The sequence below is a fragment of the Hymenobacter sp. BT559 genome (assembly GCF_017571525.1).
Classification (GTDB): domain Bacteria; phylum Bacteroidota; class Bacteroidia; order Cytophagales; family Hymenobacteraceae; genus Hymenobacter; species Hymenobacter ginsengisoli.
The window spans coordinates 67,668-88,624 of sequence record NZ_JAGETY010000005.1 but is presented as its reverse complement, the minus strand read 5'-3'; the positions used below and the strand labels follow the sequence as shown (position 1 = coordinate 88,624).

At 54.9% G+C, this 20,957-nt stretch carries 24 protein-coding genes; all 24 read right to left on the bottom strand.

Annotated features, from left to right (window positions below; translation table 11 throughout):
• A complete protein-coding gene (rplP, locus tag J4D99_RS08500) occupies positions 1 to 429 on the bottom strand; it encodes a 50S ribosomal protein L16 (protein ID WP_068340453.1) in 429 nt (142 codons plus the stop codon).
• Between the two features lie 94 nt (positions 430 to 523).
• A complete protein-coding gene (gene rpsC, locus J4D99_RS08495; RefSeq protein ID WP_208131280.1) occupies positions 524 to 1,405 on the bottom strand; it encodes a 30S ribosomal protein S3 in 882 nt (293 codons plus the stop codon).
• 6 nt (positions 1,406 to 1,411) lie between these two features.
• A complete protein-coding gene (gene rplV / locus J4D99_RS08490) occupies positions 1,412 to 1,849 on the bottom strand; it encodes a 50S ribosomal protein L22 (protein WP_208131279.1) in 438 nt (145 codons plus the stop codon).
• 1 nt (position 1,850) lies between these two features.
• Positions 1,851 to 2,129, bottom strand: coding sequence for a 30S ribosomal protein S19 (gene rpsS, locus J4D99_RS08485; protein ID WP_198990960.1), 279 nt, complete (start codon positions 2,127 to 2,129; stop codon positions 1,851 to 1,853).
• A gap of 3 nt (positions 2,130 to 2,132) precedes the next feature.
• Complete coding sequence (gene rplB / locus J4D99_RS08480) at positions 2,133 to 2,960, bottom strand: 50S ribosomal protein L2 (RefSeq protein ID WP_208131278.1); 828 nt, start codon at positions 2,958 to 2,960, stop codon at positions 2,133 to 2,135.
• A gap of 33 nt (positions 2,961 to 2,993) precedes the next feature.
• Positions 2,994 to 3,281, bottom strand: coding sequence for a 50S ribosomal protein L23 (gene rplW / locus J4D99_RS08475; protein WP_144846853.1), 288 nt, complete (start codon positions 3,279 to 3,281; stop codon positions 2,994 to 2,996).
• A complete protein-coding gene (rplD, locus tag J4D99_RS08470) occupies positions 3,281 to 3,928 on the bottom strand; it encodes a 50S ribosomal protein L4 (protein WP_208131277.1) in 648 nt (215 codons plus the stop codon). The genes rplW and rplD overlap by 1 nt, the downstream gene beginning before the upstream one ends.
• A 19-nt stretch (positions 3,929 to 3,947) precedes the next feature.
• Complete coding sequence (rplC, locus tag J4D99_RS08465; protein ID WP_208131276.1) at positions 3,948 to 4,568, bottom strand: 50S ribosomal protein L3; 621 nt, start codon at positions 4,566 to 4,568, stop codon at positions 3,948 to 3,950.
• 238 nt (positions 4,569 to 4,806) lie between these two features.
• Positions 4,807 to 5,724, bottom strand: a complete 918-nt coding sequence (locus J4D99_RS08460; RefSeq protein ID WP_208131275.1) for a glycosyltransferase family 2 protein — start codon at positions 5,722 to 5,724, stop codon at positions 4,807 to 4,809.
• A 49-nt stretch (positions 5,725 to 5,773) separates the two neighbouring features.
• Positions 5,774 to 7,006: a glycosyltransferase family 9 protein gene (locus J4D99_RS08455; protein WP_208131274.1), complete on the bottom strand. Its 1,233-nt coding sequence runs from the start codon at positions 7,004 to 7,006 to the stop codon at positions 5,774 to 5,776.
• A 32-nt stretch (positions 7,007 to 7,038) separates the two neighbouring features.
• On the bottom strand, positions 7,039 to 8,367 hold the full coding sequence (locus J4D99_RS08450; protein ID WP_208131273.1) for an O-antigen ligase family protein: 1,329 nt from the start codon (positions 8,365 to 8,367) through the stop codon (positions 7,039 to 7,041).
• Between the two features lie 247 nt (positions 8,368 to 8,614).
• Complete coding sequence (gene rpsJ, locus J4D99_RS08445; RefSeq protein WP_144846844.1) at positions 8,615 to 8,920, bottom strand: 30S ribosomal protein S10; 306 nt, start codon at positions 8,918 to 8,920, stop codon at positions 8,615 to 8,617.
• 46 nt (positions 8,921 to 8,966) lie between these two features.
• Positions 8,967 to 11,108 (bottom strand): elongation factor G, encoded by a 2,142-nt coding sequence (gene fusA / locus J4D99_RS08440; RefSeq protein ID WP_208131272.1) that lies wholly within the window; start codon positions 11,106 to 11,108, stop codon positions 8,967 to 8,969.
• A gap of 110 nt (positions 11,109 to 11,218) precedes the next feature.
• A complete protein-coding gene (gene rpsG, locus J4D99_RS08435; protein ID WP_173116035.1) occupies positions 11,219 to 11,686 on the bottom strand; it encodes a 30S ribosomal protein S7 in 468 nt (155 codons plus the stop codon).
• 95 nt (positions 11,687 to 11,781) lie between these two features.
• A complete protein-coding gene (rpsL, locus tag J4D99_RS08430; protein WP_173116037.1) occupies positions 11,782 to 12,210 on the bottom strand; it encodes a 30S ribosomal protein S12 in 429 nt (142 codons plus the stop codon).
• Between the two features lie 132 nt (positions 12,211 to 12,342).
• A complete protein-coding gene (locus J4D99_RS08425) occupies positions 12,343 to 12,669 on the bottom strand; it encodes a DUF3467 domain-containing protein (protein WP_208131271.1) in 327 nt (108 codons plus the stop codon).
• 102 nt (positions 12,670 to 12,771) lie between these two features.
• The gene (locus J4D99_RS08420) at positions 12,772 to 13,545 is read right to left on the bottom strand and encodes a 3-keto-disaccharide hydrolase (protein WP_208131270.1); all 774 of its coding nucleotides are present in this window, start codon (positions 13,543 to 13,545) and stop codon (positions 12,772 to 12,774) included.
• 45 nt (positions 13,546 to 13,590) lie between these two features.
• Complete coding sequence (locus tag J4D99_RS08415; protein ID WP_208131269.1) at positions 13,591 to 14,478, bottom strand: hydroxypyruvate isomerase family protein; 888 nt, start codon at positions 14,476 to 14,478, stop codon at positions 13,591 to 13,593.
• 25 nt (positions 14,479 to 14,503) lie between these two features.
• Positions 14,504 to 15,760 (bottom strand): nucleoside permease, encoded by a 1,257-nt coding sequence (locus J4D99_RS08410; protein WP_208131268.1) that lies wholly within the window; start codon positions 15,758 to 15,760, stop codon positions 14,504 to 14,506.
• A gap of 67 nt (positions 15,761 to 15,827) precedes the next feature.
• Complete coding sequence (locus J4D99_RS08405) at positions 15,828 to 16,313, bottom strand: c-type cytochrome (RefSeq protein WP_208131267.1); 486 nt, start codon at positions 16,311 to 16,313, stop codon at positions 15,828 to 15,830.
• Between the two features lie 14 nt (positions 16,314 to 16,327).
• The gene (locus tag J4D99_RS08400) at positions 16,328 to 17,380 is read right to left on the bottom strand and encodes a sugar phosphate isomerase/epimerase family protein (protein WP_208131266.1); all 1,053 of its coding nucleotides are present in this window, start codon (positions 17,378 to 17,380) and stop codon (positions 16,328 to 16,330) included.
• 6 nt (positions 17,381 to 17,386) lie between these two features.
• A complete protein-coding gene (locus J4D99_RS08395) occupies positions 17,387 to 18,541 on the bottom strand; it encodes a Gfo/Idh/MocA family protein (protein WP_208131265.1) in 1,155 nt (384 codons plus the stop codon).
• Positions 18,542 to 18,618: 77 nt separating this feature from the next.
• Complete coding sequence (locus tag J4D99_RS08390) at positions 18,619 to 19,230, bottom strand: gluconate 2-dehydrogenase subunit 3 family protein (protein WP_236018583.1); 612 nt, start codon at positions 19,228 to 19,230, stop codon at positions 18,619 to 18,621.
• A 20-nt stretch (positions 19,231 to 19,250) separates the two neighbouring features.
• Complete coding sequence (locus tag J4D99_RS08385; RefSeq protein WP_208131264.1) at positions 19,251 to 20,930, bottom strand: GMC oxidoreductase; 1,680 nt, start codon at positions 20,928 to 20,930, stop codon at positions 19,251 to 19,253.
• Positions 20,931 to 20,957: the final 27 nt, after the last annotated feature.

The window sequence follows — 20,957 nt, the reverse complement described above, 5'->3', positions numbered from 1 at the left end:
TTAAGCAGCGTTCTCTACGTAGTCGCGACGAACTACAAATGAGGTACGAACCGGCAGCTTCTGAGCCGCTAGGCGCAGCGACTCTTTTGCGGTTTCGAGGCTCACGCCATCCGATTCAAACATGATTTGGCCAGGCTTCACGCAGGCTACCCAGTACTCGGGCGAACCTTTACCCTTACCCATCCGCACTTCAGCAGGCTTCTTGGTAATTGGCTTATCTGGGAAAATGCGAATCCATACTTGCCCTTCGCGTTTCATAGCACGGGTCATGGCAATACGAGCAGCCTCAATCTGGCGAGCCGTAATCCAAGAGATTTCCAGTGACTTAAGCGCGAACGAACCGAAGTCTATGGAGCTGCCGCGGTAGGCTAGGCCTGTTACGCGACCCTTTTGCATCTTGCGATACTTGGTCCTTTTCGGTTGTAACATCTTGAGTAAAAAAAGAAAACTTAAAAAATTATTAGCGTTAAACCGTACCCTGAAAAGAATAATTCAGGATACGGTTTAGACTTTCAATTAAAGCTTAGCGACGGGGGCCGCCACCTTGACCGCCACGGTTAGCACCACCTTGGCCGCCGCGGTTGCCACCGCCTTGACCACCACGGTTGGCACCGCCACCCTGGCCGTCACGACGCGGACCACGGTCACCACCACGGTCACCATCGCGACGCGGGCCGCGGTCACCGCCACGGTCATTACGCGGGCCACGGTCATTACGACCGCCGCGCTCATCGCCACCTTGGCCACCAGCAGGAGCCTGGTTAGGCGAAAGGTCGGGCTTGCCGAATACCTCACCACGCATTACCCACACTTTGATGCCAATTTTACCATACACCGTTTGGGCTTCTGACAAAGCATAGTCGATGTCGGCACGCAGTGTATGTAGTGGGGTGCGACCTTCCTTGTACTGCTCCGAGCGGGCGATTTCAGCACCGCCCAAACGACCACCGCACTGAATTTTGATGCCCTCAGCACCAGCGCGGAGCGCAGCCTGAATTGACATTTTCATTGCACGGCGGAACGAGATACGAGCAGCCAGCTGCTGAGCGATGCTCTCACCTACGAGGCGAGCGTCTAGCTCAGGGCGCTTAATCTCGAATATATTGATTTGAACGTCCTTCTTTGTAATTTCCTTGAGTTCGTCCTTAATCTTATCTACCTCCTGGCCGCCTTTACCAATTACCACACCCGGGCGAGCCGTGTTGATGGTGATGGTGATGCGCTTCAGGGTGCGCTCGATAACGATGCGTGAGATACCACCCTTTTGAATACGGGCGTTGATGTATTTGCGAATCTTTTCGTCTTCAACTAGTTTGTCGGCAAAATCTTTGCCACCGTACCAGTTAGAGTCCCAGCCTTTGATAACGCCGAGTCGAAAGCCAACCGGATTTACTTTTTGTCCCATGGTAGATTAGGCGTTAGCGGGGGTTTCGGTAGAAGTTGCCGCGTCGATGGTCGAGATAGCACGCTTTAGCGCGTTTAACTCTTTTTTCGACATTTGCGACTCGCGCTGCGGGCCAACCGTCAGCGTGATGTGGTTCGAGCGCTTGCGGATGCGGTGGCCACGGCCCTGAGGGGCGGGGCGCAGGCGCTTCAGCTGGCGTCCTTCGTCCACGAAGATTTCGGTGACGTAGAGGTTGGCATCTTCGATGCGCTCCTCAGCGTTTTGCTGCTGCCAGTTGGCTAGGGCCGACAGGAGAAGCTTCTCTACCTTCTCGGCACCCGAGTTGGCTTCGAAACGGAGCAGACCGAGGGCCTGGGTTACGCGCTTGCCGCGTACCAGATTGGCTACCAGGCGCATCTTGCGCGGCGAGGTAGGCACGTTACGGAGTTTGGCTACTGCTTCCATCTTAACGCTTGCCTTTATCTTTTTTGGCGACGTGGCCGCGGAAGTTGCGCGTAGGTGCGAACTCACCGAGTTTATGGCCGACCATGTTTTCAGTTACATAAACCGGGATGAACTTATTCCCGTTGTGGACTGCGAAGGTGTGGCCTACGAAGTCGGGCGAAATCATTGAGCGCCGCGACCAAGTTTTAACCACTGACTTCTTGCCAGCGCTATCCAGCGCTTCTACCTTTTTTTCGAGCCGGAAGTCAATGTACGGCCCTTTTTTGAGTGAACGTGCCATATATTACTTCTTGCCTTTGCGGCTGACAATCAGGTTTTCAGAGTACTTATTCTTGTTGCGGGTCTTCTGACCTTTAGCGAAGATACCATTGCGGCTGCGCGGGTGACCACCCGACGACTTACCTTCACCACCACCCATGGGGTGGTCAACAGGGTTCATAGCTACACCACGAACGCGGGGACGACGACCAGCCCAACGGTTGCGACCGGCTTTGCCCATTACCACGTTCATGTGGTCACCGTTCGATACCGTACCAACCGTAGCGGTGCAGGTAACCAGTACCATACGCATTTCACCCGAAGGCAATTTCAGCGTAGCGTAACGGTCCTCACGGGCTACAAGCTGAGCGTAAGTACCAGCTGAGCGAGCGATAGCAGCACCTTGGCCGGGCTGTAGTTCGATGTTGTGCACGATAGTACCGAGGGGCATCTCACGGAGCGGCAATGCGTTGCCAACTTCCGGAGCTACACCGGGGCCCGATACGATAACGGTATCTACATTCAGGCCAGCAGGGGCAATGATGTAGCGCTTCTCGCCGTCGGCGTAGTGCAGCAGGGCAATACGAGCGGTACGGTTAGGGTCGTACTCGATGGTCTTCACTGTAGCAGGAACACCGTTCTTGTCACGCTTGAAGTCAACGATACGATACTGGGTCTTGTGTCCACCGCCGATGTAGCGGTTAGACATTTTACCCTGAGAGTTACGACCACCGCTCTTTTTGAGCGAGGTCAGCAACGACTTCTCCGGCGTCGACGTGGTTAGCTCGTCGAAGGCCGGGGCTACGCGGAAGCGTTGGCCTGGCGTAGTGGGTCTGAGTTTTTTAAGTGCCATTACTAGCTAGTTGGGCTTTTGCGGCGAAGGCAATTAGAGATTGCCGTAGAAATCAATAATGTCACCATCTTTCAGGGTCACGACGGCTTTTTTGCCGTGCGAACGACGACCCGAAACCTGGCCACCTTTGGTGAACTTCGACTTTACTTTGCCAATCGTGCGCATCGTGTTGATGCCTAGCACGGTCACGCCGTATAGTTGCTCGATGTCCTTTTTAATCTGCACCTTATTGGCCGTGCGCTCTACTTCGAACACGTAGCGGCCTTTTTCGGTGAGGCTGGTGGCCTTCTCGGTGATAATGGGGCGTTTCAGCGTGCTCATTATTCGGCAGAGTTATTAGCGGTGTACAATTGCTCCAGCGAACGCAGACCTTCCTCGCTCAGGAGCAGGGTATCGGTGTTCAACAAGTCGTGGGTGTTGAGGGCTACAGGGGTAGCAATTTTCACCTTCTGCACGTTGCGGGCGCTCAGCAGCAGGTTCTTGTCGGCCTCAGCGGCTACGTACAAGGTCTTGCGGCCATTGTTGAGCTTCAGACCGTCGAGGATAGCAACGAACTCTTTGGTCTTAGGAGTGCTCAGCGTCAGATTTTCAACCAAGGCTACTTTGCCTTCGCGAGCCAGCACCGACAGGGCTGACAGACGAGCGACGCGCTTGGTCTTTTTGTTCAGCTTGAAGCCATAGTCGCGGGGCTGTGGGCCAAACATACGGCCACCACCTACGAATACACCCGATTTCATCGAACCAGCACGGGCACCACCGGTGCCTTTCTGCTTCTTCAGTTTCTTGGTGGTGCGGGCCACTTCGGCGCGCTGCTTCGATTTGTGCGTACCCTGACGCTGGTTGGCCAGGTACTGCTTCACGTCGAGGTACATGACGTGCTCGTTTGGCTCGTGGCCAAACACGGCGTCGGACAGCGTAACCTTGCGGCCAGTGTCTTCGCCTTTGCTATTGAATACGGACAGTTCCATCTCTAGTAAGCTTAGCAGGTTATTTCTCCAGAACCACGTAGCCATTCTTGGCACCGGGCACCGAGCCGCTCACCAGAATCAGGTTCTTATCAGCTACAATACGCATCACCTTCAGGTTCTGAATCTTGACGCGGTCCGTGCCCATACGGCCACCCATGCGCATTCCTTTGAATACGCGCGAAGGCCATGAGCAAGCACCGATAGAACCGGGGTGACGCAGGCGGTTGTGCTGGCCGTGGGTTTGGCCACCCACGCCCTGGAAGTTGTAGCGCTTCACAACGCCTTGGAAGCCTTTGCCTTTCGAGGTGCCAACTACGTCAACAAACTCACCTTCTTCGAACAGCGTGGTTTCAACCGTGCTGCCGAGCGAGTAGGTGGCTACGTCTTCGGTGCGGAACTCTACCAAGCGCTTCTTAGGCGTGGTGCCGGCTTTGGCGAAGTGGCCAGCCAGAGCTTTGGTGGTGTTTTTGGCTTTTTTCTCGCCATAGCCGATTTGAACAGCATTATAGCCGTCCGTTTCGACCGTCTTAACCTGCGTCACTACGCACGGACCCGCCTCGATGAGCGTGCAGGGAATGTTTTTCCCGTCCGGAGTGAAGAGGCTTGTCATACCGATTTTTTTACCGATGATGCCAGGCATTCTGTGTGGATATTAAATGACACAAAAAGAAAAGGCCCGAGTGGCCTTTTCGCTAAGGGAGTGCAAAGGTAGGAGTTTTAGCGGAGAAAAGCTAACAGGGCTGAGAAAAATTTTATGAGTCAGCTAATTAGGAAATTCTGTCTTAACCAGCAGTACAATATAAAGCAGTACTGCTAGGTGCCATACTGTTTCTGCTTACAATGCATACGGCTAATGATGCGCTACTCTAGTTCTAGCTTCAAGCTATATGCTTTTCAGGCCGAATGGAAGCCGACATTTGTGCTCCTTGGGCCAGAAATTTTGCCAATCGTAAGTACTGCTTGTTGCGTCGAGCCCGAAAAATCAACTTGACTACGAACAGCCACCTAACTAGCCAAGCGTGCATAGGACTGAAGTTTTTGCGCAGAAAATAGGCTAGCGAAATGTAGAACTCACGCAAAATACCGTATCCCGGTGTACTGCTGCTGCCTCCGAGGTGGGTAAATTCGGCAGTTGGTAAGACCATTACTTGCCGCCCAGCTTGCCATACTTGCCAAGCTAGGTCCTCTTCCTCGCAGTACAGAAAATACTCTGTATCTAAGCCACCGACGAGCTCAAACAGTGCAGCGTCGACAAACATAGCCGCGCCAGTTACCATATCAACCAGATAAGGCTGCTGAGCAGTTCGAGCACCGCGCGGCGGGTGGTGCCCCAGCCCCAGCGCACGGCACAAAGCCCGGCCCAACAACTTATCGGCCAGAGTAGGAAAGAAACCATAGCTTTCCTGCCATTCCCCTTTCCTGCCAAACATTTGCGGAGCGGCTAGGCCCACTTGAGGATGGGTAGTCAGTAGATTAGTTAGCTCAGTCAGACAATCGGTACGTAGTAAGGTATCGTTGTTTAGTAGAAATACATACGCAGGGCGGCGCTGAGCTGCGGCTACGCGGTAGCCTAACATGTTACCGCCGGCGAAACCCAGGTTACTATCTGAATAGCATACTTCTACTTCAGGAAATACGGCTAATTGTTGCAGCATCAACTTGTCGGCTGGCGACGAAGCATTATCAACTACCACTACCCGATAAACCGTATTGGGATGGGTGTGCTGACGCAGCGACTGTACACACGCCAGCGTATAAGCCGAAGAATTATAATTAACCAGTATAACTGCTATCATATTAAAAGCTATAAAAAACGCGTAGTTGGGAGCACGTTATAAACTCGTTTCAGGCTATTGAAGGGGTTAATAATTCTATTACAGCGCTAACTACACGGCTTATGTCTATTTCGCTTAGGTCAGGGTCTTGAGATGGGTGCGTAAAATCGCCCCTAGCGAAGCGGGTTTCCTGGCTAGGAGGAAACAGGCAGTAGCAGGGAGTTTGTAACAACTCGGGAGGGTAAGGGAAAAACTTACCGTAGTTTTCTCCCATCAGTATTACAACACAGGGCGTTCCGGCTTGAGCTCCCAGGTGTGCCGCAACTGTATCGTTACTAATTAAAGCTTGCGCACCGGCAATGAGCGCTGCTAGGCCTGGCAGATCAGTTTTACCGCAATAGTTAAGCAAGGGTACTGCTGTACCCGCTGCTCGCTGTACACGTCGAGCCAGTACGGAGTCGGCTGCACTGCCTGCTAGCACCAATTGATACTTGCCTCCGTAATACTGATGCAAATACTTCGCTAAGCGGCCAAAATGCCCGGTAGGCCAACGCTTTTGCCGAGCGCTAGCCCCAGGAAATAGCACTACATATGGCTTACCAATACTGGCGGCCATCACGGTGGCTTGTTGCCGCACAGTTGCTGGCAGCGTAAGTGGTGCAACAGCTACTTCAACTGAACTCGCTACACCAGTTGACTCATCACTAAGCGTTTGCCAGTGTAAAAAAAACTCACGGTTGCGGTAGTATTCAAACAGCACTTCACGTGTGGTTGGCAGCAATCGGGTGTAACCTGCATCGAGAGCTGCATACCACTCACCTGTGGGGTGCGAACCTTGGCTACCGACGCGTACTGGCGCACGCAGGAAGCGGATAAAATTCTCGACGGCTGCTTGCCTTACATGTACCGGGTAAATTGCTTCTGCCACTCCCAGCCCACCAACTGCTTGTAATATCTTTACTCGGTAAGCTAAATCCTTACTGAAGCGACCGAAATCTACTGCTATTACTTCGGTGAGTATATCGCTGTCCCATAGCTGCGCTAGGGGTGCCCATAAGGAATTCGCGAGCAAAGTCAGATGCTGCCCCCGGTGTTTCATAACGGCCGCCATTTGCCGCAACCAAGGTCGATATAGGAGATAATCGCCAATGGAATCGTTGCGCACCACTAGCATCTGGCCCTGCTTGGGCATCGCCTGTAGCTTGAGCGCCTCTGCATCACAGGTATTCAGTCTCTTCCATTCTTCTTGCTGCCGATACGCACGCCTGAACTGCCGAAACTGAGATAAAAGAGTACGTAGCATGATGCTAGCAAAGGCAAGAAAGCCACATAGAACTAACGATTAGGTGGAACCGGTTGTTGGACTGATGGTCGCAAACCAATTGGTTCAGCAGCTATCATCAAAAAAAATATTCCAGTTAAAATACCAACGTGAGTTTCCAAAGTATATTCTACTAAGAAAGAGATACTCACAATGACATAGAGCAGTATCATCAGTACATTTTGACTACGCCACGCAAATAACAAGGGATAATAAAAACTCAACAAGAAAATAAACAGGCCTATCCACCCATAAGCCAAAAGATTGTAAATAAATTGATTATGCGGCATTAAATAATGCACGACTTTAATGGCGGGGTATTGCAACTTGTATTGACGAGCTATCTCCTCATTCATCCGCACTTTACTCACTCCTATTATTGGATGCTTCCTAATTAAATTCCAAGCTATTTTGTAGGAATATACCCGCGCCGTAATGGAGTAATTATTAGCAGCATCTACTATCTCAATCCTTCCTACGTCTGAACGTGTATTGATAACCTTATTGCGTAACGTTGGAAATAACAAGATGCTTATCAAGGCAAGTATTCCACCCAATGTAGCCACAGAAAGCATCATCTTCCAGCGATGACGCTGCCAAACCAGCCATAGAATACCAGCTGCGTACATTGTAGCCAGTCCACTACGAACTGCTAGCAAATGCTGAAACATAAATAAAATGATTGTTCCAGCCAACATAGCCCGTCGTAAGATGACTGGAGCATTTGCGTCAGAGGCTACTACTGCTCCTGCTATTACTGCGATACTTACTAGTAAGCTAAAGCGGATATGGTCAGGCACAGTGGGCATTACTTGTGACTGAATATAAAGCTGATTAATTTCCTCATAGTGCTGTAAATAAGTAATAGTAGCTCGTCCAGCAGAAATTAAGCAGCAAATCATCAGTAAGAGCCACAAGGAGTTGCTATCTCGCTTTGACATCGCTGGCAAAAGACAAAAAGCAATGGGCAATACTAGCAGAGGTAACTGTAACAATAAGTCGCGCCACAATTCACTATTATTTAATGAACTATTAGTGACCCCCCAAATCAAATGCAACAAGTAGACAAAGCCAATAGTCAACAGGTATTTATTATTCAAATAATATAACCTGCTTTTGTTTGCTATAGCATACAATAGGCTCCATACAAATAATCCTCCTACCCCAATGCTTGGTAATACCCGCACAAAATCAGAAGAGAATATTCCAATAATAATAACTGAGCTCCATAATACACTCAACACCCGAGTTCTAGCCTCTGAAAAAAGTGCTACATAAGAAAACGTCAGATTCTTGGCAAGCTTCATAAATACAATCCGCATGTATCCAATAATTCGATACATGAAATAATTGGCTTCGTCATTTTCACTAGTAAATGGCTCGTCGATAAAGCGATTACACTAGCTTTAAAACTACTTCACGACCACTACTGTGGCAGCGCTTCATTTTTGTTGAAGGCACAAAGCTACATGCAGACTGTCGCCGGCTCGACAGTTCACACCTCGACTTCGTAACTTAAGCAAAGTAGATAGGAGTAAAAAGCCCCACCGGCAAATGTCGGTGGGGCTTTCATTATTATAAGCGTTAGGCTCAGACTTTGATTTCAACGTCAACGCCGCTGGGCAGTTCCAGCTTCATTAGCGCATCTACTGTCTTGCTGCTGGTCGAAAAAATATCTACCAGGCGCTTGTAAGTGCAAAGCTGGAATTGCTCCCGGCTCTTCTTGTTTACGTGGGGCGAGCGCAACACCGTGTACTTCTCCTTTTCCGTGGGCAACGGAATGGGGCCGCTTACGATGGCACCGGTAGCTTTTACGGCCTTCACGATTTTCTCGGAAGACTTATCGACCAAGTTGTGGTCGTAGCTTTTCAGCTTGATTCTGATTTTTTGGTTCATGGTTGGTTAGGGCCGATTGCCCTAGGGTTGACAAGCTGAGAGAATACTAGGCGCGAGTGCCTTTGGTTTTAGCCACAATGGCATCAGCCATGTTGGTGGGCACCTGCTCGTAGTGCGAGAAGGTGAGCGAAGCCGAGGCACGGCCCGACGACAGCGTACGCAGGTCGGTTACGTAGCCGAACAGCTCCGACAGCGGAACGTCTGCCTTGATAACCTGAGCACCGCCTTTGGTGTCCATTCCTTTCATCAAACCACGACGACGGTTCAAGTCACCAGTTACGGGACCCGTGTACTCGTCGGGGCAAACTACTTCAACAGCCATGATGGGCTCAAGCAGTTTCGGACCAGCTTTGCGAGCAGCCTCACGGAAGCCATCACGAGCAGCGAGTTCGAACGATAGGGCGTCCGAGTCAACGTCGTGGAACGAACCGTGGTAGAGGCGCACCTTCATCGTTTCGATGGGGAAGCCAGCCAGCGGACCACGCTTCATTGCTTCCTCAAAGCCTTTTTGGATAGGAGCAATGAATTCGCGGGGAATTACACCACCTACGATAGCATTGTCGAACTCCATACCGGGCTTTTCCGGCTCAGTCTCTTTCGGGCCAAGCTCAAATACGATGTCGCCGAATTTACCACGGCCACCGGTTTGCTTCTTGTACGTTTCGCGGTGGTCAACCTTCTTCGTGAGGATTTCCTTGTAGGCAACCTGGGGAGCACCCTGGTTGATTTCTACTTTGAATTCCCGACGCATGCGGTCGATGATGATTTCAAGGTGCAGCTCACCCATACCACGCAGGATGGTCTGGCCGGTTTCCTCGTCGGTGTTCACACGCAGCGTGGGGTCTTCCTCGATGAGCTTGGCGATAGCCATGCCCATTTTGTCAACATCAGCCTGCGTCTTCGGCTCGATAGCGTAGCCGATTACCGGCTCGGGGAACGACATCGACTCGAGAACTACGGGGTTCTTTTCGTCAGTCAGCGTATCACCAGTTTTGATGTCTTTGAAGCCTACACCAGCAGCAATATCACCCGCTTGGATTTTGTCAATCGGGTTTTGCTTGTTGGAGTGCATCTGCATAAGGCGCGAGATACGCTCCTTCTTGCCAGTGCGGTTATTCAGTACATACGAACCACCGTCGAGCTGACCGCTGTAGCAGCGGAAGAAGCAGAGACGACCAACATAGGGGTCAGTAGCAATCTTGAACGCTAGGGCCGTGAAGGGCTCCGAGTTGTCGGGGTGACGCTCTACCGGCTCACCAGTCTCAGGGTTAGTACCCTCAATGGCAGGCATGTCGAGCGGCGAGGGCAGGTATGCCATAACAGCATCCAGCATCGTCTGTACACCTTTGTTTTTGAAAGCCGAGCCGCACAGTACCGGCGAGAACTTCATGTCGATAACCGCTTTGCGGATAACAACCATCATTTCTTCGCGGGTAATGCTTTCCGGGTCTTCGAAGAATTTCTCCATCAAAGTATCATCGTACTCAGCAACGCTCTCGATGAGCTTCTCGCGCCACTCGGCTACAGTATCAACGAGGTCCTCGGGAACGGGAATTTCGTCGTACGACTTGCCTTCGGTTTTGTCGTCCCACACAATGGCTTTGCCAGTCAGCAGGTCAACTACGCCTTTGAAAGTGTCTTCTGCGCCAATCGGGATTTGCAACGGCACAGGGTTAGCGCCAAGCTTGTCCTTGATTTCGTTAACTGCTTTGAAAAAATCAGCGCCCGCACGGTCCATCTTGTTGACGAAGCAGATGCGGGGTACGCTGTACTTGTCAGCCTGACGCCATACGGTTTCCGACTGGGGCTCTACACCCGATACGGCGCAGAAAAGGGCCACAGCACCGTCAAGCACACGCAACGAACGCTCAACTTCTACCGTAAAGTCAACGTGACCGGGGGTATCGATGAGGTTAATCTTGTATTGCTTGGTTTCGCCGGTCGTGTTACCCTTCGCGTCGGTCGGATAGTTCCAAAAGGTAGTAGTAGCAGCCGAGGTAATAGTGATACCGCGCTCCTGCTCCTGCTCCATCCAGTCCATCGTGGCGGCACCGTCGTGTACCTCCCCGATTTTGTGGGTCTTACCCGTGTAGTAGAGAATGCGCTCCGAAGTGGTGGTCTTGCCCGCATCGATGTGGGCCATGATACCAATGTTGCGCAGGTACTGAAGGTCTTTATTGACTGCCATTACGGTAGGTTAAATAGCGCGTTAGCGGATTATTGAGTTCAGAGGTGAAGACAACCAAAGCTGGCTAAACATTCAATCTAAACTCAACAACCCGCTAAACGCCCGATAGATTAGAAACGGAAGTGCGAGAAGGCCTTGTTAGCTTCAGCCATCCGATGGGTGTCGTCCTTTTTCTTAACGGCAGCACCTTCACCTTTGGCAGCAGCGATGATTTCGCCGGCCAGCTTGTCTTTCATGGTCTTCTCACCACGGCGACGAGCGTACTGAATCAGCCACTTCGAACCCACCGCGATACGGCGGTCGGCGCGCACTTCAATCGGCACCTGGAAGGTAGCACCACCTACGCGGCGGCTTTTTACCTCAACGGTCGGCATCACGTTGTTCAACGCTTTGCGCCACATTTCGAGGCCGCTTTCCTTGGTGCGGTTTTCTACCTGCTCTACGGCGTCGTAGAAAATGGTATAGGCCAAGTTTTTCTTCCCGTCATACATCATGTAGTTGACGAAGCGGGTTACGAGCGTCTCCTTGAACTTGGGGTCCGGCAGGAGAATGCGCTTTTTCGGTTTTGACTTACGCATGGTATAGTTGCTTGATTGTTAATTGTCGATTGCTTATTGTTGATTGCCAGCCGGTTAAAGCCAGCAATCAACAACCAACAATCAGCAATCAGCTATTACTTTTTCTTACCGGGTGCCGGCTTGCCACCTTTACCAGCGGCTGCAACCTGGCCCGGCTTCGGACGCTTAGCGCCGTACTTCGAGCGACGCTGCAAGCGGCCGCTTACACCTGCCGTGTCGAGGGCACCACGAATGATGTGGTAACGAACACCTGGCAAGTCTTTTACCCGGCCTCCGCGGATGAGCACAATGCTGTGCTCCTGGAGGTTGTGGCCTTCACCGGGAATGTATGCGTTTACTTCCTTACCGTTGGTAAGGCGCACACGGGCCACTTTGCGCATAGCCGAGTTCGGCTTCTTAGGCGTGGTGGTATACACGCGAGTGCATACGCCCCGACGCTGCGGGCACGAATCAAGGGCAGGCGACTTCGACTTGGTAGTCAAAGCCTCACGGCCTTTCCGTACGAGTTGGTTGATGGTTGGCATTTAGCGATTAGTTGAACGGGAGCCGTTTGCCCCCAGAATTTTCAGGCCTGCAAAGGTAAGAAAATAGTTTGGCAATAGCAAACTCGCTGAAAAAGTTAATTTTCCGCGTTTGCCATAGCGGCAGAAAAGTGGCTAGGCCTCCCCTACTGCACCGCCAAAATTCATGGGGTAGCTCGGGGTTTCCTGGTGCAGCTTAATGGGACCGTAGCTCTGCTCGAAGCGCTGCACGTTTTCCTCTAGCGCGGCGAGCAGGCGCTTGGCGTGCTCGGGCGTGAGGATAATACGGGCTTTTACTTTAGCCTTGGGCGCACCGGGCATCATGCGAATAAAGTCCACTACAAACTCGCTAGTACTGTGTGCAATGAGCGCAAGATTGGCATATTCGCCTTCGGCAATAGCTTCGGCTAGCTCAATATTAAGGGCAGTGGGGTCGGTGTCTTGGGGTTGATTAGGTTGCATATGGGTAAGGAATCTCAAATACAAGCAAACGATATGGGCAGTAAAAAAGCCGACCGGCTCTCACCGGACGGCTCTCTCATGCAAAATTACGGCTAGCCCTGCTTAGAGTTCACGCACCCAGATATTGCGGAAGCTCAGCGGCTCACTCTTATCACCGTGGGCTTGGAGCTTGATGGGGGCGGGGCCTCCCTTTTGCCCCTCGTAGCTGGCGGGGCCTATGTAGCGGGTGGGGCCAGCTAGCTCTACGTTGTTTTGAACGAGCACGCCGTTGAAGAGCACGGTGACGCGGGCGGGCGTTTGCACCGAGCCATCGGCTTTGAAGGTGGGCGCCGTCCAGATAACGTCGTAGGATTGCCATTCGCCGGCTTTGCGAGCGGGGTTGGCCAAGGGTACGCGCTGCTTGTAAATACTGCCTGCCATACCATTGACGTAGGTTTTGTTATTGTACGAGTCCACGATTTGCAGCTCATAGCCAAGGTCACCCTTGCCTAGCGAGGCCAGGAAGACCCCGCTGTTGCCGCGCGCCTGCCCGGTGCCGCTGATGTTGGCCGGAATGCGCCACTCGAGGTGCAGCTGGTAGTTGGTGAACGCCTTCTTGGTTTCGATGTTGCCAGTGGTTTTGTCCACGGTGAGGATACCGCTGGCAACTTTCCACTTGGCGGGCGTAGTACGCTCGTCGGTCATTACCCACTGGCTGAGGTCTTTGCCATCGAACAACACGACGGCATCGGAGGGAGCAGGCTCGAAGACGGGGCTAGCCACTACGGTTTTGGGCACTGGCTCATATACCTCCGTATCCTCGGGCTTGGCGGTTTGCTGGGCGCACGCCAGGGTGGTGGCACCAAGGAGGAATGCACTGGACAAGAAGAGCTTCATAAGGCAAGAAGGGTGAGGTGGAAAGATAGAAGGGCTAGCGGCCAGCTACACATCGCACAGGCGCACGGCCTGCCGCAGCGAAGCCAGCTTATCGGTTTTGGTTGGAATGAACTCCTGAGCTACGTAGCCCTGGAAGCCAGTTGCTTTGATAGCCCGCATGATGGCTGGGTAGTTTAGCTCTTGATTGTCGTCGAGCTCGTGCCGGCCAGGTACGCCGGCCGTATGGTAGTGCGCGATGTAGGCGTGGTTGTCCTTGATAGTGCGGATGACATCGCCCTCGTCAATCTGCATGTGGTAGATGTCGTAGAGCAGCTTGAAGTGCTCGGAGCCTAGCTTCTTGGCCAGGGCCACGCCCCAGCTGGTGCGGTCGCACATATAGTCGTGGTGGTCGACTTTGCTGTTGAGCAGCTCCATCACGAGCACTACTTTATGCTTCTCGGCCAGGGCCACTAGGGGCTGCAAGCCACGCACGGCATTGGCTAGGCCTACCTCATCGCTCATGCCCCGGCGGCTGCCGCTGAAGCAGATGAGGTTGGTGTAGCCGGCCGCAGCTACTTTCGGAATCATCTCACTGTATTGCTTCTGAAGCTGCGCGTGGAAGCGCGGGTCGTTGAAACCATCGGTGAGGTTGATTTCGGCGCCGTTGCACATGGGCGAATCGAGGCCGTGCTTTTTGAGCGTGGGCCAATCGTTGGGGCCCACCAAGTCGATGCCTTTGATACCCATTTCCTTTGCAGCCACGCAAAGCTGCTCCAAGGGCATATCCTGAAAGCACCAGCGGCATACCGATTGTTTGATAGTGCCCAGCAACGGGGCTGCGGGAGCAGGTTGGTTTTCTTCCATCGGGCGGGCGCCGGCCACGCCTACAGCGCCTACTGCGGCGGTGGTGGCTAGCAGGCCTTTGAGGGCAGCGCGGCGATTCCAGGTACTCATCATTACAAAAGAAGGGGATAGGTGGCTAGCCCGGTGCTACGGCCGATGCTTCGCCGTAGGCGACTGGGGCATCAGAGGCGGCGGGTGCAGTGGCGCGCTCACGGAACAACAGCAGGAACAGCAGCAACACTACTGCCGCGATGCCGGCGGGAATAAGCCAAATCATGCGCCAATCGTGGCCACCGCCGGCTAGGGTATTCTTATCGAAAATATCGCCCGACAGCAACGTGCCGATGAGCATGCCCACGCCATAGGTAGCCAAAGTGATAAAGCCTTGGGCCGAGCTCTTGAAGCGCTCGCCGGCCAGGTTGTCGGTATAAATCTGGCCCGTTACGAAGAAGAAGTCGTAGCACACACCGTGGAGCACGATGCCAGCAATGAGCATCCAGTAGTTGCTAGCGCCGTCGCCATAAGCAAAGAACACGTAGCGCAGTACCCAGGCCGCCATGCCGATTGCCAGCATTTTCTTCACCCCTAGCTTGCTAAAGAACAGCGGAATAGCCAGCATAAATAGCAGCTCCGATACCTGCCCGAGGCTTTGCACGCCGGCAGCGGCCTTCATGCCTACCTCGTTGAGGAAAGGATTGGTGAAGCCATAGTAGAAGGCCAGTGGGATGCAGATGGCGATGGAAGCCAGGAAGAAAATCAGGTACGAGCGGTTTTTGAGCAAGCCAATGGCATCGAGGCCTAGCAGGTCGCCGATGGAGCTTGACTGCCCGCTTTTTACGGGCGGCGTGGCGGGCAACGCGAAGCTGAACACGCCTAGCAGCGCCGAGGCACCAGCAGCCATCAGGAAGGTAGCTTGCAGGCTGTTGGTCTGCTCCCAGTTCAGCCAGCCGATGGTGAGGCCAGCGATAATCCAGCCCAAGGTGCCCAGTACCCGGATGGGTGCAAACTCCTTCTGCGGGTCTTTCATTTGCCGGAAGGCGATGGAATTAACCAGCGCCAGCGTGGGCATATACAACACCATGTAGGTGAGCACGTTGGGGTAAAAGCTGTTGAAATCGGGGGCCGAAGAGGCACGCCACAGCAATAGAGCACCAGCCAGGTGTAGCACACCCAGGATTTTCTGCGCCGAGAAAAACCGGTCGGCAATAAGCCCGATGATGAACGGCGCCACGATGGCCCCGATAGACTGCGTGAGGAAAGCTACACCTACCTGTGTGCCCGTGGCGTGCAGGTTGTGCAGCAAATAGGTGCCTAGCGTCACAAACCACGCGCCCCAGATGAAAAACTCCAGGAACATCATGATGGACAGCTTAACCCGGATGGTGGAAGACATAGGCAGAAAGGGTGGGATAAGGAAGCAAAAGGATGATATCAGCCTCGGCAAGCGCTAAGCCAGCGGCTTACTTGAGGCTGAGAATGTAGCGAACCATTTCTTTCGAGTCGCTTTCCGACAAGCCGGGGTGGGGCGTCATGGCAATATCGCCCCAGTGGCCGGCCCCGCCCTTGATAATGTGCTGGCTCAGCATGGTGATATTAGCGGGCGTGGCGGGGTACTTCTGGGCTACGGCGGTGTAAGCGGGGCCTAGTAGCTTGTCGCGCTCGCGGTGGCAGCTGGCGCAGTCGGCTGCGGCCATCAGCTTGGCGCCCTGGGCGCCCGGGGCGCCGGTGGGCTCCGTCCCAATTTTGGTGTTGCTGGTATCTACCTGCGGCTGGCGGGCTACAGCCGTTACGTTGGCGCCGGTGGTGCTGTCGGTGTTCAGCTCATCCGATTTTTCGGTGGCAGCGGCTTTCGAGGCGTTGGCCTTGTCGGGGCCATCCTGCTGGTAGCCGCTGTTGCAGGCCGCTAGCAGCACGCCAGCGCTGAGAAGAAGGAATACCTTTTTCATAGGGAAAAGGGGAATTAAAGTCCTAGTAATGTTTTGTTAAGCGTCTTGTCGATGCCCGAGGCAGCAAAGTCGTCGAAGGTGCGGTCGGTGACGCGGATAATATGGTCTTTGATGAACTGCGCGCCTTCGCGGGCGCCGTCTTCGGGGTGTTTCAGGGCGCATTCCCACTCCAGCACGGCCCAGCCGGGGAAGTTGTACTGGGCCATCTTGCTGAACACCGCCTTGAAATCGACCTGCCCATCGCCCAACGAGCGGAAGCGCCCGGCGCGCTCCAGCCACGACTGGTAGCCGCCATACACGCCCTGCCGCCCGCTAGGGTTAAATTCAGCATCCTTGACGTGGAACATCTTGATGCGCTCGTGGTAGATATCGAGGTGCTCCAGGTAGTCGAGGCACTGCAGCACGTAGTGCGAAGGGTCATAGAGCAGGCAGGCGCGCGGGTGGTCGTTTACTTCCGTCAGGAAGCGCTCGTAGCTGATGCCATCGTGCAGGTCTTCGCCGGCGTGCAGCTCGTAGCAGAGGTCAATGCCTTCGTTCTCAAACTCATCCAGAATTGGCAGCCAGCGGCGGCCCAGCTCGGAAAAGCCTTCCTCCACCAGCCCGGCCGGGCGCTGCGGCCAGGGGTACACGTAGGGCCACAGCAGCGCGCCGCTGAATGTGACGTGCGCCGACAACCCCAGCCGCCGCGACGCCTTGGCCGCGTAGGTGAGCTGCTGCACCGCCCACTGCTGGCGGGCGGCCGGGTTACCGCGCAATGCCTCAGGCGCAAAGCCGTCGAACAGTTGGTCGTAGGCCGGGTGCACGGCCACGAGCTGGCCCTGCAAGTGCGTCGAAAGCTCGGTGATTTCGAGGCCCGCGGCCCGCACCTTGCCTACCAGCTCGTCGGCATAGGTCTGGCTTTCGGCGGCCAGCTTGAGGTCGATGAAGCGATTATCCAGCGTGGGCATCTGAATGCCCTTGAAGCCCAGCCCGCTAGCCCAGCTGCACATGCCCTCCAAGCTATCGAACGGGGCCTCATTGCCGATAAACTGCGCTAGAAAAACGGCTGGTCCTTTGATGGTTTTCATGGGCAATTACACGGTAAACTCGGTCCACTTCTGGTCGGAGCGGCCCGAGGCAATGACGTTTTCAATAAAGGCCATGCCGCGCACGCCTTCTTCTATACCAGGGTAATCGTGCGCTTCGGGCCCCGCCGGTTGGCCGGTCTGCTCAGCCTGCAAGGTCAGGGCGAAGTTGCGGTAGAGGTTGGCGAAGGCTTCGAGGTAGCCCTCGGGGTGGCCGGCGGGCGTGCGGGTATTGTGCGTGGCGTAGGAGCCTACGCCGGCCCCGCCCGTGCGCCAGATTTCGGTGGGCTTATCGAGCCACTTCACCAGCAAGGTATTGGCGTCGGCCTGCATCCAGTCGACGCCACCTTTTTCGCCATATACCCGGATGCGGACATTGTTCTCCTCCCCTGCCGCTACCTGCGTAGCCACCAGCACCCCGCTAGCCCCGCTGCTGAGGCGCAGCAGCACCGCGCCATCGTCGTCGAGCCGGCGGCCTTCGACTACGGTGTTGATATCGGCGCAAAGTTTTTCGACTTGCAGCCCGCTTACGTACTCCAACAGGTTGAACGCGTGGGTTCCAATGTCGCCCATGGCGCCGGCCACGCCGCTCTTGGTCGGGTCGGTGCGCCAAGCGGCCTGCTTGTTTTCGCCGCCTTCTTCAAACTTGCTGAGCCAGCCCTGCGGATACTCCACATACACCTTGCGGATGCGCCCTAGCGTGCCCTCCGCCACTAGCTGGCGGGCCTGCTTCACCATGGGGTAGCCGGTGTAGGTGTGCGTAAGGCACAGGTGCCGGCCGGTGGCCTGCACCACGGCGGACAGCTCTTTGGCCTCGGCTAGCGAGAAGGTCATAGGCTTATCGAGCACCACATCGAAGCCACTTTCGAGCGCCAGCTTGGCCGGGGCAAAGTGCAGGTGGTTGGGCGTGACAATGCTGATAACCTGCACCCGCTCGGCGGCAGGCCGCGCTTTTTCCTGCTCAATTAATTCCTGGTACGAGCCATACACGCGCGCCGGGTCGAGGCCCAGCAGCTGGCCGCTAGCCCGCGACGTATCTGGGTTGCTGCTGAAGGCGCCGGCCACTAGCTCATATTGGCCATCGAGGGCAGCGGCCAGGCGGTGCACGGCGCCGATAAAAGCGCCCTGCCCGCCACCAATCATACCCAATCGTAATTTCATCATGTAGCTGTTCGCTCCTAAGCTATTGACCCCTAGCTGCAAGCAAAAACGTTACAGCTAGGGGTCAATAAATAAAGAAATCAGGTAGTTGCCCAGGCGCGGTCGCCTTTTTTGTAGGGGTAGTTGCCGTCGTACTTGCCCGGCACGGGCAGGTAGCGCAGCGCCTGCGTAGCGCCCACCTCCGAGGTGAAGAAGCCAAGCAGCGTCAACTCCTTTACCATCCGGAAGTAGTGGTTGGGCTGCTCGGGCGTCTTGGTCTTGGCGTAGCTCTTTTGCTCGGCATTAAGGGCTGTGAGCAGGGCCGTGCGCTGGGCCGGCGTGCTGGCCAAGAAGCCTTTGCCGTTCATTTTCTGGCTAGCGGCTTCCAACTCGGTCAGGCCCTTGGTGAAAATCTCCTGGTCGGCCGGCGTGTAGCAGTCGCGCACCATCACGTTCATAAACGCACCTACGTTGGCGGCTTTGGCGCCCGGCGTCTTGGTGGCAGGAAGGATGGTGTCGGCCACCTCATTGAGGTAAGCCGTCTGCTCCGGGTTCAGAACATCTTTAGGCTTGGCGTTGGCGGTATCCTTGGTTTGCGCCTTGTCTTTGTCAGTGCTAGCGGGGCTGCACCCGGTCAGGAAATAGTCGGCCCCAATCACAGCGCCGCCCATCAATAGGGCTACCCGCGCCAGGGCATCTCTGCGGTTCATCATGGCTTTGAGAAGTGAAGGGGTTAGACGTTCTGTTTTTTAAGCTCGCCCACGGCGTGGTCTACGGCGCGGGCCGTCATGGCCAGGTAGGTGAGCGAGGGGTTCTGGCAAGCAGCCGAGGTCATGGCCGCGCCGTCGGTCACGTACACGTTGGGGGCATCCCACACCTGGTTGTACTTGTTGAGTACCGACGTTTTGGGGTCGCGGCCCATGCGCGCCGTGCCCATTTCGTGGATGCCGCCGCCCATCGCGTAGCCGTTGTTGTAGGTCTTCACGTTTTTCAGCCCGGCTTTCTCCAGCATTTCCTGGGCATCGGCCATCATATCCACGCGCATTTTCTGCTCGTTGTCGCGGATAACGGCGTCCATGGCCAGCACCGGCAGGCCCCACTTGTCCTTCTTGGTTTTGTCGAGGGTAATCTTGTTGTCGTGGTAGGGCAGGGTTTCGCCGAAGCCCGTGATGCCCATGGTCCAGCCGCCTGGCTCGCTCAGCGCGTCCTTAAACTCGCCGCCGATGCTCATTTCCGGAATCTCGCGGCTCCAGCCCTCGCGGCCGGCGCTGCCTTGGTAGCCAAAGCCGCGGATGTAGTCGCGCTTATCGCCAAACAGGTTGCGGTAGCGCGGAATGTAGATGCCATTGGCGCGGCGCCCGTACACGTACTTGTCCTCGTAGCCCGGCATTTCGCCGTGCGCACCGGCCCGGAAGTGGTGGTCCATTACATTATGGCCTAGCTCGCCGCTGCTGCTGCCCAAGCCATCGGGCCACACGTCGGTGGCCGAGTTCATCAGCACCCAGGCCGAATTCAGGGCCGAAGCGTTCAGGAAAATAACCTTGGCGTAGTACTCGTAGGTCTGGTTGGTTTCGGCATCCAGCACTTCCACGCCCTTAGCACGCTTGGTGTCCTTATCATAAAGGATTTTGGTGACGATAGAAAACGGCCGCAGCGTGAGCTTGCCAGTCGCCATAGCCGCTGGCAGCGTAGCCGACTGCGTGCTGAAGTAAGCACCGAATGGGCACCCTAGCCAGCACTTATTGCGATACTGGCAGTTTACGCGGCCATTGAGGTGCGGGCGGGTAATGTTGGCCGTGCGGCCAATCACCATGTGGCGGTCCTTATAATGCTTCTTGATGCGAGCGGCCACGTCCTTCTCCACGATGTTCATTTCCATCGGGGGCATGAAATCGCCGTCGGGCAGCTGGGGCAGGCCGTCGCGGTTGCCGCTGATGCCCGCAAACTTCTCGGCGTGGCTGTACCAGGGCGCTAGGTCGGCGTAGCGGATGGGCCAGTCCACGGCGATGCCATCCTTGGCATTGGCCTCGAAGTCGTAGTCGCTCCAGCGGTAGCTCTGGCGGCCCCACATCAGCGAGCGGCCACCCACCTGGTAGCCCCGAAACCAGTCGAAGGGCTTTACTTCCACATAGGGGCTTTCCTTCTCATTCACCCAGAAGTTGAGGTTGCTCTCATTCAGCGTGTAATCGCGCTTCAGCACCGGGTGGTCTTCTATCATCTGCTGGGTTTTGCCGCCGCGGTGGGGCAGCTCCCAGGGAGCTTTGTTGGCGTTTACGTAGTCCTTGATGTGCTCTACGTTGCGCCCGCGCTCCAGCATGATGGTCCGCAAGCCTTTTTCGGTCAACTCTTTGGCAGCCATGCCGCCCGAGATACCAGAGCCAATGACGATGGCGTCATAGGTGTTCTTTTCCATAAAAATTGGGTGGGGATAGAAAATTCG

Excerpts from the sequence above, each read along its gene's own strand:
- rplC (WP_208131276.1), bottom strand. The coding sequence starts at position 4,568 with ATGCCTGGCATCATCGGTAAAAAAATCGGTATGACAAGCCTCTTCACT.
- fusA (WP_208131272.1), bottom strand. The coding sequence starts at position 11,108 with ATGGCAGTCAATAAAGACCTTCAGTACCTGCGCAACATTGGTATCATG.
- J4D99_RS08455 (WP_208131274.1), bottom strand. The coding sequence starts at position 7,006 with ATGCTACGTACTCTTTTATCTCAGTTTCGGCAGTTCAGGCGTGCGTAT.
- J4D99_RS08425 (WP_208131271.1), bottom strand. The coding sequence starts at position 12,669 with ATGCAACCTAATCAACCCCAAGACACCGACCCCACTGCCCTTAATATT.
- J4D99_RS08385 (WP_208131264.1), bottom strand. The coding sequence starts at position 20,930 with ATGGAAAAGAACACCTATGACGCCATCGTCATTGGCTCTGGTATCTCG.
- J4D99_RS08460 (WP_208131275.1), bottom strand. The coding sequence starts at position 5,724 with ATGATAGCAGTTATACTGGTTAATTATAATTCTTCGGCTTATACGCTG.
- rplV (WP_208131279.1), bottom strand. The coding sequence starts at position 1,849 with ATGGAAGCAGTAGCCAAACTCCGTAACGTGCCTACCTCGCCGCGCAAG.
- J4D99_RS08390 (WP_236018583.1), bottom strand. The coding sequence starts at position 19,230 with ATGATGAACCGCAGAGATGCCCTGGCGCGGGTAGCCCTATTGATGGGC.
- J4D99_RS08395 (WP_208131265.1), bottom strand. The coding sequence starts at position 18,541 with ATGATGAAATTACGATTGGGTATGATTGGTGGCGGGCAGGGCGCTTTT.
- rplP (WP_068340453.1), bottom strand. The coding sequence starts at position 429 with ATGTTACAACCGAAAAGGACCAAGTATCGCAAGATGCAAAAGGGTCGC.
- J4D99_RS08410 (WP_208131268.1), bottom strand. The coding sequence starts at position 15,760 with ATGTCTTCCACCATCCGGGTTAAGCTGTCCATCATGATGTTCCTGGAG.
- rplW (WP_144846853.1), bottom strand. The coding sequence starts at position 3,281 with ATGAGCACGCTGAAACGCCCCATTATCACCGAGAAGGCCACCAGCCTC.
- J4D99_RS08450 (WP_208131273.1), bottom strand. The coding sequence starts at position 8,367 with ATGTATCGAATTATTGGATACATGCGGATTGTATTTATGAAGCTTGCC.
- rpsJ (WP_144846844.1), bottom strand. The coding sequence starts at position 8,920 with ATGAACCAAAAAATCAGAATCAAGCTGAAAAGCTACGACCACAACTTG.
- rpsS (WP_198990960.1), bottom strand. The coding sequence starts at position 2,129 with ATGGCACGTTCACTCAAAAAAGGGCCGTACATTGACTTCCGGCTCGAA.
- rpsL (WP_173116037.1), bottom strand. The coding sequence starts at position 12,210 with ATGCCAACCATCAACCAACTCGTACGGAAAGGCCGTGAGGCTTTGACT.
- rpsC (WP_208131280.1), bottom strand. The coding sequence starts at position 1,405 with ATGGGACAAAAAGTAAATCCGGTTGGCTTTCGACTCGGCGTTATCAAA.
- J4D99_RS08420 (WP_208131270.1), bottom strand. The coding sequence starts at position 13,545 with ATGAAGCTCTTCTTGTCCAGTGCATTCCTCCTTGGTGCCACCACCCTG.
- rplB (WP_208131278.1), bottom strand. The coding sequence starts at position 2,960 with ATGGCACTTAAAAAACTCAGACCCACTACGCCAGGCCAACGCTTCCGC.
- rplD (WP_208131277.1), bottom strand. The coding sequence starts at position 3,928 with ATGGAACTGTCCGTATTCAATAGCAAAGGCGAAGACACTGGCCGCAAG.
- J4D99_RS08405 (WP_208131267.1), bottom strand. The coding sequence starts at position 16,313 with ATGAAAAAGGTATTCCTTCTTCTCAGCGCTGGCGTGCTGCTAGCGGCC.
- J4D99_RS08415 (WP_208131269.1), bottom strand. The coding sequence starts at position 14,478 with ATGAGTACCTGGAATCGCCGCGCTGCCCTCAAAGGCCTGCTAGCCACC.
- J4D99_RS08400 (WP_208131266.1), bottom strand. The coding sequence starts at position 17,380 with ATGAAAACCATCAAAGGACCAGCCGTTTTTCTAGCGCAGTTTATCGGC.
- rpsG (WP_173116035.1), bottom strand. The coding sequence starts at position 11,686 with ATGCGTAAGTCAAAACCGAAAAAGCGCATTCTCCTGCCGGACCCCAAG.